Genomic DNA, 10028 nt, shown 5'->3' with positions numbered 1-10028 from the left:
AGGGTGGCACCGCTCCGGCAGCGCCGGCTACGACGACGCCCTGATCGCGACAGAGCGCGGCAGGCTTCCATGCGCCGCGTCACGCGATTGTCATACACCATCCATGAAAAAGCCGGGTTCGCCCCGGCTTTTTCTGTTTCGGCTCAGGCTTTCGCCGTGCCACCTTGTTTTGCCGGTTTGCTTCTCGCTAAATCCGCATCTGTTCTGATCCTGAGGTGACGATGTCCCATCGCTTGCGCAGCAGCCTTGTTCGAACTGCCGGAGCCGCGGCCTTGATCTGGCTGGCCGCCGCCCAGCCGATGGCTGCACAGGAATGGCGCACGAGTTCGTCGCTGATCGAGAGCGAGAAAACCGACGCGCTGTTTGAGCGCTATTCCTATGTCAATCCGGATGCGCCGAAGGGCGGCACGCTGAACTCCGTGGTTGCTGGCACTTTCGACAGCTTCAACCCGTTCATCGTTCGCGGCACGGCCGTTGCGGGGCTTTCCGATTTTGGCGGCATCCTATGGGAAACACTGTTCCAGCAGTCGCTCGAACAGCCAGGCACAAGCCAGCCGCTGCTTGCGGACGCGATGAAGCACCCGGACGATTTTTCCTCCGCTACCTATCGGCTGAACCCGAAGGCGCGTTGGCACGACGGCAAGCCTGTCACCACCGAGGATGTGGTGTGGTCGTTCAACGTGCTGAAGAAGAACAGCCCGCTCTACAATCGCTATTACGCCAATGTCACGGAAGCCGTGGCGCTCAACGATCGCGAGATCGAATTCCGCTTCGACCAGAAAGGCAATCGCGAACTGCCGCATATTCTTGGCGATCTGGCCGTGCTGCCGAAGCATTGGTGGGAAGGCACGGATGCACAGGGTCGTAAGCGCGATATCACCCAGCCAACGCTTGAAGCCCCGCTGGGCTCAGGTCCTTACAAGATCGGACCGTTCCGACCAGGCGCGGAAATTACCTGGACGCGTGTCGAGGATTATTGGGGCGCCGATGTCGGTGTGAATGTCGGGCGTAACAATTTCGACCGGCGCAAGTATGTCTACATCCAGGACGACAACGCCGCCTGGCTTGCCTTCACCAAGGGTGGCATGCAGGATATTCGCATGGAAAACAGCTCGCGGCGCTGGTCGACCGAGTATAATTTTCCGGCAGTCGAAGCTGGCGACGTTGTGAAGGCGGAGTATCCATCTACTGCCCGCATCAACATGCAGGGTTTCGCTCTCAACCTGCGCCGGCCTCAGTTCCAGAACCGTGATATCAGGCACGCCTTGACGCTCGCCTACGATTTCGAAACGCAGAACCGTCAGGCGTTTTTTGGGTTGAACACCAGAACGTCCAGCTTCTTCCCGGGTGGCGGACTCGCGTCCAGCGGCGTGCCGGAAGGCCGTGAGTTGGCAATTCTGGAACCATATCGGGATCAACTGCCGCCTGAACTCTTCACCGAGCCGTTCAAGCTCCCGGTGTTCGACACGCCGCAATCCGAACGCACGCATTTGCGCGAAGCAGTTCAGCTCATGCGCAAAGCCGGTTGGGAGATTAAAGGTGGTAAGCTTCTGAACGCTCAGGGCGAGCAGATGAAGATCGAGTTTCTCGGCAGCGGTCCAACCGACGAGATCATCGCGGGTCCCTTCCTCCAAAATCTTCGCAAGATCGGCATCGACGCTTCGCTTCGCGTGGTTGACGCAAGCCAGTATGTGAACCGGACCCGCGCTTTCGAGTTCGACATGATCACGGAGGTGCTGGCGCAGACTGAATCGCCAGGTAACGAGCAGCGCGATTTTTGGAGCAGCCAGGCCGCTGATACGCCCGGCTCGCGCAACACGATGGGTATCAAGAACCCGGTCATCGATGCCCTCATCGATAAAGTCATCTTCTCAACCGATCGCGACGACCTGACGGCAGCCACCAAGGCGCTCGATCGCGTTCTCCTGTGGAACTATTATGTCGTGCCCCAATATCACCGCCCCAATATGTGGGTCGCCTATTGGAACAAGTTCGGCATCCCGGAAAAGCAGTCTGAGTATATGGGCGTGGATGCGGACTCCTGGTGGATCGATCCGGCCAAGGAACAGGCTCTTGCGGCCAAATACCGGAGCGTGAATTGAGGTTTGGTCCTCCCCTTCCGCGGCGCTCTTTCCTGGCACTGGCCGGGGCGGCCGCGCTCGCGCCCGTAATGGGTCGGGTTGCGTTTGCGGCCACACCGACCGACACGCCGCTGCATGGATTGTCGGCTTTTGGCGATCTGAAATATCCGCCGGAGGCCACGCAGCTTGATTATGCGTCGCCGGAGGCGCCAAACGGGGGCACGTTCAACTTCACGCCCTCGTCCTGGTACTTCAACCAGAACACGCAGACCTTCAACACGCTGAACAGCTTCATTTTGCGCGGCGACGCGCCGCCGCGCATGGAGCTTTGCTTCGATTCCCTCATGGGACCGGCGCTGGATGAGCCGGACACCCTGTACGGCCTCGTTGCCGAAAGCGTTTCCATTGCGGCTGACCGCAACAGCTGGGTGTTCAAGCTGCGGTCGCAAGCGCGCTTCCATGATGGCGCGCCGATCACGCCCGAAGATGTGGCGGCGAGCTACATGCTGCTCAAGGATCAAGGGCATCCCGACCTCGCCTTGCCGCTAGTCGATTTGCGTGCGGCAGAAGTTCTCTCGTCCGATACGGTGCGGCTCGTGTTTGACGGCAACCAGTCGCCGCGCGCGATCCTGGCCGTTGCCACCTTCCCCATCCTGTCGCGCGCCAATATCGAAGACCGCAACGGCTTCGATGGCGATGCGATGACCGCGCTTCTGGGGTCGGGTCCCTACAAGGTCGGCCTCGTGCAGGCCGGTCAGACGATCGAGTATGAGCGCGTGCCTGACTATTGGGGTCGCGATCTGCTGTTGAACAAGGGGCTGCACCACTTCGACCGGATCCGCATCGAGTTTTACCGCGAACGGCAGGCAGAGTTCGAGGCGTTCAAGAAGGGCGAGATCCTGTTCCGCGAGGAATATACGAGCCGCGTTTGGGCGACCGGCTATGATTTTCCGGCGATCAACCAAGGCCGCGTCGTGAAGCGGGAGTTCCCAGCGGAAAAGCGGCCGTCAATGCAGGCCTGGGCCGTGAACCAGCGCCGCAACCGCTTCAAGGATGCGCGCGTGCGCGAGGCGATCGGGCTCTGCTTCGACTTCGAGTGGACCAACCGCAACCTGTTTTACGACGCCTATAGTCGTTCGGATTCCTTGTTCGAACGCTCCGAGTTCGGCGCGGATGGTCCTCCGCAGGGGGATGAACTCGCGCTGCTGGAACTGCTGCGCAGCCAGCTTCCGCCGACCGTTTTCGGCGAACCGATCATGCAGCCGCGTTCCAACGGTTCGGGTCGCGACCGCGCATTGTTGTCGCGCGCGCAAAGCCTGCTGGGAGATGCCGGGTTCGAGCGGCGGGACGGCTTTTTTCATGCCCGCGAAGGCGAGCGCCTGACGCTGGAGATGCTGGTCAATGATGACGGCCTGGCGCGGCGCGATGCGCCCTTCGTCGAGAACATGCGCGCGATCGGCATCGATGCATCCGTGCGGCTGGTCGATCCCGCGCAATACCAGGCGCGGCAAGCGAGCTTCGACTTCGATATGATCAGCGTTGCCGCCAGCTTCACCGCCACGCCGACGCGCGACGAAATGGAAACCTTCTTCCATTCGAAGACCGCCAACAGGGAAGGTTCGCGCAATCTGCCGGGGATTGCCGATCCGGCGGTGGATGCGCTGGTCGATGCCGTGGGCCGTGCGGAAACTCGCGAGATGCTGGTGGTGGCGATGCGGGCGCTCGACAGGGTCTTGCGCGCGCGGCGCGATTGGATTCCACAGTATTACCTGGCGAATCATCGGGCGAGCTTCTGGGACATGTTCGGCTTCAAGGAGCCGAAGCCCGATTACGGCTTCCCCGTGGAACGCTTGTGGTGGGTCGACGCGGCGAAGGCCAAGGCGATCGGCAAGGCGTGACAGGATCGGTGTTGAAGCACACTCCAGTTGATTTCAGGATGGTGATCTAGTGGGCGCTTACATCCTGCGCCGATTGCTGCTGATGGTTCCAACCATCTTCGGCATCATGGCCGTGTCCTTCCTGGTGATCCAGTTCGCGCCCGGCGGTCCGGTCGAGCAAGTCATCGCCAAGCTGTCCGGCCAGGGCAGCGACATGCTGTCTGGCGGTGGCGGCGATAATGGCCAGGCTGGCGGCGGGGGCGAGAGTTCGCAATATCGCGGTGCGCAGGGGCTCGACCCCGCTTTCATCAAGCAGCTGGAAGCCCAGTTCGGCTTCGATCAGCCGTGGTACACCCGCTTCTTCGGCATGCTGGGCAGCTACCTGCGGTTCGATTTCGGCGAAAGCTTCTTTCGCGATATTTCCGTGCTCGACCTGATCATCGAGAAGATGCCTGTGTCGATCTCGCTCGGGCTCTGGATCACGCTGATTTCCTATCTGATCTCCATTCCGCTGGGGATCCGCAAGGCGGTCAAAGACGGGTCGAGCTTTGACGTCTGGACCTCCGGCATCGTCATCATCGGCTATGCCATTCCCGGCTTTTTGTTCGCGATCCTGCTGATGGTGTTGTTTGCCGGTGGATCGTTTTTCGACTGGTTCCCGCTCCGCGGCCTGACCTCTGAAAACTGGTCGCAGTTGTCGTGGCCGATGAAGATCATCGACTACTTCTGGCATCTGGCGCTGCCGTTGACGGCGATGGTGCTGTCCGCCTTCGCCACCACGACGCTGCTCACCAAGAACTCGTTTCTGGAAGAAATCCGCAAGCAGTATGTGGTCACGGCGCGCGCGAAGGGCCTGTCCGAGCGACAGGTGCTTTATGGTCATGTGTTTCGCAATGCGATGCTGATCGTGATTGCGGGCTTCCCCGGCGCCTTCATCTCGGCCTTCTTCACGGGGTCGCTGCTGATCGAGAACATCTTCTCGCTCGATGGGCTTGGCCTGCTTGGATATCGCTCGGTGATCGACCGCGATTATCCCGTGGTGTTCGCCACGCTCTTCATCTTCTCGCTGGTGGGGCTGCTGGTCGGCCTGCTTTCGGATCTTCTTTACACCTGGATCGATCCGCGCATCGACTTCGAGAGCCGGGACGTTTGATGTCGGAAATCCAGCTCAAGGCCGAAGTGGAACAGGTGCGCGAACGCGTATCGCGCCCGTGGCTGTCGCCGTTGAACGCCCGGCGGTGGGAAAGTTTCAAGGCAAACCGGCGTGGATACTGGTCGCTCTGGATCTTCCTGGTCCTGTTCGTTCTGTCGCTCGGCGCCGAATTCATCGCCAATGACCGCCCCATCCTCGCCTCCTACAAGGGCGAAATCCTGGTGCCGGTGCTGGTGGACTATCCGGAAGAGAAGTTCGGCGGCTTTTACGCCGTAACGGACTACCGAGACCCGACCATCAGCGACGAGATTGAGGCCAATGGCTGGGTGCTGTGGCCGCCGATCCGCTATTCCTACAACACCGTCAACAACGACATTCCGGCGGCGGCGCCTGCCAAGCCCTCCTGGATGTATTCTAAGGAAGAGCGCTGCTCGCGCTATCCGCTGGGCGTGGACGATCCGAACTGCACGCTGGGCAACTGGAACTGGCTGGGCACGGATGATTCCGCGCGCGACGTGCTGTCACGCGTGATCTACGGCTTCCGCATTTCGGTGCTGTTTGGTCTGGTGCTAACCTTGGCATCGGCGGTGATCGGTGTTTCGGCTGGTGCCGTGCAGGGGTATTTCGGCGGCTGGACCGACCTGCTGCTGCAGCGTTTCATCGAGATCTGGTCGTCCATTCCGGTGCTCTACCTCATCCTGATCATCGCGGCCGTGCTGCCGCCGGGCTTCTTCATCCTGCTCGGCATCATGCTGCTGTTTTCCTGGGTGGCCTTTGTGGGCGTGGTGCGCGCGGAGTTCCTGCGGGCGCGCAACTTCGAATATGTGAATGCCGCACGCGCGCTCGGCGTCGGCAATCGCACGATCATGACGCGGCATCTCCTGCCCAACGCCATGGTCGCGACGCTGACCTTCCTGCCGTTCATCCTCAACAGCTCGATCACGACGCTGACTTCGCTCGACTTCCTCGGCCTTGGCCTGCCGCCCGGCTCGCCGTCGCTGGGGGAATTGCTGCGTCAGGGCCAGCGCAACCTCAATGCGCCGTGGCTCGGCATTTCGGGCTTCCTCGTGCTGTCCATCATGCTGTCGCTGCTCATCTTCATCGGCGAGGCCACGCGCGATGCCTTTGATCCGCGCAAGACGTTCCGGTGAGAAACGTGACCCAGCCGCTTCTTTCCGTTCGCGATCTGTCGGTTGCCTTCACCCAAGGCGGGCGCGAAAGCCTTGCCGTGGATCACGTGTCCTTCGACATCGCCAAGGGCGAGACCGTCGCGCTGGTTGGCGAGTCCGGGTCGGGCAAGTCGGTATCGGCGCTTTCGGTGCTGAAGCTGCTGCCCTACCCGCCAGCCAGTCATCCGAGCGGGCAGATCCTGTTCGATGGCGTTGATTTGCTGTCGGCCGATGAAGCCGCCTTGCGCAAGGTACGCGGCAACGACGTCACCATGATCTTCCAGGAGCCGATGACGTCGCTCAATCCGCTGCATACGATCGAGCAGCAGGTCGGCGAAGTGCTCAAGCTGCATCAGGGCATGCGCGATGCGCAGGCGCGGGCACGCACGCTGGAGTTGCTGAACGAAGTCGGCATTCGCGAGCCGGAAAAGCGGCTGTCCGCCTATCCGCATCAGTTGTCGGGCGGGCAGCGGCAGCGCGTGATGATCGCGATGGCGCTGGCGAACCGGCCGAAGCTGCTGATCGCCGACGAGCCGACCACCGCGCTCGACGTCACCGTGCAGGCGCAAATCCTCAAGCTGCTTGGCGAACTCAAGGCGACGCATGGCATGTCCATGCTGTTCATCACGCATGATCTCGGCATTGTCCGGCGCATCGCCGATCGGGTTTGCGTGATGACCAAGGGCCGGATCGTGGAAGAAGGGCCGACGAAGGAGATCTTCGCCAACCCGCAGCACGAGTACACGCGCCATCTGCTGGCGGCCGAACCAAAGGGCGCGCCGCCGCCGGTTGATCCCGCGGCCAAGACGGTAATGTCGGGGAAAGACATCAAGGTCCATTTCCCGATCAAGCAGGGCTTCTTCCGCAAGACCGTCGATTATGTGCGCGCGGTGGACGGCATCGATGTCACGGTGAAGGCCGGACAGACGCTGGGCGTCGTGGGCGAATCCGGTTCGGGCAAGACGACGCTCGGCCTGGCGCTGGCGCGCATGATCTCGTCCAAGGGCGACATTCGCTTCGAAGACAGGGCGATCGACGGCCTGTCGTTCAAGGAGATGCGGCCGCTGCGCAACGAGTTGCAGATCGTGTTCCAGGACCCGTTCGGCTCTCTCAGTCCGCGCATGTCGGTTGGCGAGATCATCCAGGAAGGGCTTAAGATCCATGCCCGCGATCTGTCGGCAGATGAGCGCGATGATCGTGTTGTCGATGTGCTGCGCGAGGTCGGGCTCGATCCGGCGACCCGATTCCGTTATCCGCACGAGTTTTCCGGCGGCCAGCGCCAGCGCATCGCGATTGCACGCGCCATGGTGCTGAAGCCGCGCTTCGTGATGTTGGACGAGCCGACCTCGGCGCTCGACATGAGCGTGCAGGCGCAGGTCGTGGATTTGCTGCGCGATCTCCAGAAGAAGCACGACCTCGCCTACCTCTTCATCAGCCACGATCTGAAGGTCGTGCGCGCCCTGGCCAACGAAGTGATCGTGATGCGCAACGGCCAGGTGGTGGAGCACGGGCCGTCGACGCAGATCTTCAACAATCCGCAGACCGATTACACCAAGGCGCTGATCGCGGCCGCCTTCAAGATCGAAACGGCCACCGAGAGTGCCGTCAGCCAGTAACGGAACACTCCGCATGACCGAAAGAACGCGCGGCAAGGTGCTGCTGACCTCCAAGAGCGGCGTCAACCCACTTTGGGCAGAGTTGCTCAGCGAGGACGGCCGCGAAGTCCTGATGGAGCCAGATGGCTCGGAAGATCCGAGCATCCATTACGCGGTTGCATGGAAACAGCCGCATGGCGTTCTCGGGCGCTTGCCGAACCTCAAAGCGATCTTCTCGCTCGGCGCCGGCGTCGATCACGTCCTAAGCGATCCAACCTTGCCTGACGTCCCGATCGTGCGCGTGGTGTCCGAGAACCTCGGGCAGCACATGGCAGAATATGTGACGTGGCGCGTGCTCGATCATCACCGCCGCGGCACTTACTACCGGCAGCGGCAGGCGGCACGCGACTGGAACGAACTGACGCAGCCGACATCAGCGGAAACAACCGTCGGCTTCATGGGGATCGGCGAGCTGGGACGCACAGCCGCCCGTGCCGTCGGTGCGCTTGGCTTCAAGCTCAACGGTTGGAGTCGGCGCCCTGCCGATGTGGCTGACATGACCACCTATGCCGGCGCCGACGGCTTGCCGGACTTCCTGGCGAACACGGACATTCTGGTCGTGCTGCTGCCGCTGACCGACGCCACACGCGGCATCATCACCTATGATCTCCTGCGCCAGTTAAGGCGCGACAATGCGATCGGCGGTGCGGTGCTGATCAATGCCGGCCGTGGCGGTCTGCAGCGTGAAGCCGATATTTTGCGCGCGTTGGAAGACGGTTCGCTCGGTGAAGCCAGCCTAGACGTGTTCGAGACCGAGCCGCTACAGGAAGCCTCGCCGCTGTGGCAGCATCCGAAGGTATTCGTCACCCCGCATGCGGCAGCGCCGTCCGATCCGCGCGCCATCACCATGCCGATGCTCAAGCAGATGGACGCCTATGACCGAGGCGAACCGTTGCGGGACTTGGTGGATCGCGCGGCGGGGTACTAAAGCGCCTCACCCGAAAACATGAAAAAGCCCGGTCACCGACCGGGCTTTTCCTTTTGGCCTGAAGGCCAGTTACTTCGCGCTGGCGCTCGCGGGAGCCACAAGCGCCGTGATGCGGCGGATGGCGACGCGGCGGTTTTCCTGCTCGGCACCATCTGTCTTGATCTTCAGATAGCGCTCACCGTAGCCCTGTGTGGTCAGGTTCTCCGGCGGGATATCGAAGTAGCGCGACAGTGCATCGGCGACGGCTTCCGCGCGGCGATCCGACAGAACCAGGTTGGACTGGTCGCTGCCAACCGCATCCGTGTGGCCTTCGATCAGGAAGGTCTCGGCCGGGTTGCGCTTCAAGAGCTTCTGCATGCCCTGTGCCACGCCTTCGAGGCGATCGACCTGGCTTTCGGCGACTTCAGCCGAACCGGTTGCGAAGGTGATCGTATCAAGATCGACGCGACGCACTGTGTCACGAACGCGGGCCGAACGCTTGACTTCTTCAACCGAGTAGAGACGCTCGATGCGCTCAACCGGCGGCTGGTCGAGGAAGTCGTAGTAGCGCTCCGGCTCGTCATCCACCGTACCCGCGTCGAGAATGTAATCGCGCGCAGGAATGGTGAGAACGAGCGGCGGCAAGTCCTCGCCGGGATCGCGCCATTCGCGGCCACGGTCGCGGTCGTACTCATCCTCATCCACATAGGACAGCACGTATTCGCGGTTGTCCGGCGTGATGCGCGAACGACGAACCACATCGCCATAGGCGTTGCGGATGGTCACGACCTGCGTGCCGTCCTGGCGCACGATGGTTTCGCGGGTCCGGCCACGCGGCAGTTCCTCGTAATAGGTATCGCGGGAGTCACGTCCCATACGATCGCGGTCCGAGCTTTCCACGAAGTCCTGGCCGCCAAAGTTCAGGATGATGCGGTTGTCGACTTCCTTCACGACGTCGACGTTTTCGCGACGCTCCCAGCGACGCGGCTGATCGCGGTCGACCTCGATGCGCTGGCCGCGCTCTTCACGAGCCGAGCGGATGTCAGTTGGACGCGAACGCTCGCTTTGTGCCGCCGCATCCGAGGTCGGAGGTGGAGCGGCAGGCTGGGCGGGCTGAGCTGGCTGTGCCTGCTGAGGCTGTGCGGCAGGACCTGGCTGAGGAGCGGCACCTGGCTGACCGGCAGGC

The 10028-nt window shown here is 61.9% G+C and carries 7 protein-coding genes; 6 read left to right on the top strand and 1 reads right to left on the bottom strand.

Annotated elements, in window-relative coordinates; genetic code table 11:
* Positions 1 to 215: 215 nt before the first annotated feature.
* The 6 genes from RTX98_RS18045 (at position 216) to RTX98_RS18020 (ending at position 8863) form a co-directional block, all read left to right on the top strand.
* On the top strand, positions 216 to 2102 hold the full coding sequence (locus tag RTX98_RS18045) for an extracellular solute-binding protein (RefSeq protein ID WP_416223166.1): 1887 nt from the start codon (positions 216 to 218) through the stop codon (positions 2100 to 2102).
* A gap of 68 nt (positions 2103 to 2170) precedes the next feature.
* The gene (locus tag RTX98_RS18040) at positions 2171 to 3979 is read left to right on the top strand and encodes an extracellular solute-binding protein (RefSeq protein ID WP_312798181.1); all 1809 of its coding nucleotides are present in this window, start codon (positions 2171 to 2173) and stop codon (positions 3977 to 3979) included.
* Positions 3980 to 4028: 49 nt separating this feature from the next.
* Entirely contained in the window at positions 4029 to 5111 is a 1083-nt protein-coding gene (locus RTX98_RS18035; RefSeq protein ID WP_312798180.1) for a microcin C ABC transporter permease YejB, read from the top strand.
* Positions 5111 to 6262, top strand: coding sequence for an ABC transporter permease (locus RTX98_RS18030; RefSeq protein WP_312798179.1), 1152 nt, complete (start codon positions 5111 to 5113; stop codon positions 6260 to 6262). Before RTX98_RS18035 ends, RTX98_RS18030 begins: the two co-directional genes overlap by 1 nt.
* Before the next feature lie 5 nt (positions 6263 to 6267).
* On the top strand, positions 6268 to 7896 hold the full coding sequence (locus RTX98_RS18025) for an ABC transporter ATP-binding protein (RefSeq protein ID WP_312798178.1): 1629 nt from the start codon (positions 6268 to 6270) through the stop codon (positions 7894 to 7896).
* A 13-nt stretch (positions 7897 to 7909) separates the two neighbouring features.
* A complete protein-coding gene (locus RTX98_RS18020) occupies positions 7910 to 8863 on the top strand; it encodes a glyoxylate/hydroxypyruvate reductase A (RefSeq protein WP_312798177.1) in 954 nt (317 codons plus the stop codon).
* A gap of 69 nt (positions 8864 to 8932) precedes the next feature.
* On the opposite strand, the gene RTX98_RS18015 is transcribed toward RTX98_RS18020, so the two are convergent.
* A partial coding sequence (locus RTX98_RS18015; protein WP_312798176.1) for an OmpA family protein occupies positions 8933 to 10028 on the bottom strand: 1096 nt, incomplete at its 5' end.

Origin of the sequence: Tianweitania sp., assembly GCF_032053605.1 — a bacterium.
Classification (GTDB): domain Bacteria; phylum Pseudomonadota; class Alphaproteobacteria; order Rhizobiales; family Rhizobiaceae; genus Tianweitania.
The sequence above is the reverse complement of the archived record's forward strand: the minus strand, read 5'-3'. Positions and strand labels throughout refer to the sequence as shown.

Bases quoted from the DNA above. Each gene is read 5' to 3' on its own strand.
- RTX98_RS18040 (WP_312798181.1), top strand. From the start codon at position 2,171: ATGGGTCGGGTTGCGTTTGCGGCCACACCGACCGACACGCCGCTGCAT.
- RTX98_RS18030 (WP_312798179.1), top strand. From the start codon at position 5,111: ATGTCGGAAATCCAGCTCAAGGCCGAAGTGGAACAGGTGCGCGAACGC.
- RTX98_RS18020 (WP_312798177.1), top strand. From the start codon at position 7,910: ATGACCGAAAGAACGCGCGGCAAGGTGCTGCTGACCTCCAAGAGCGGC.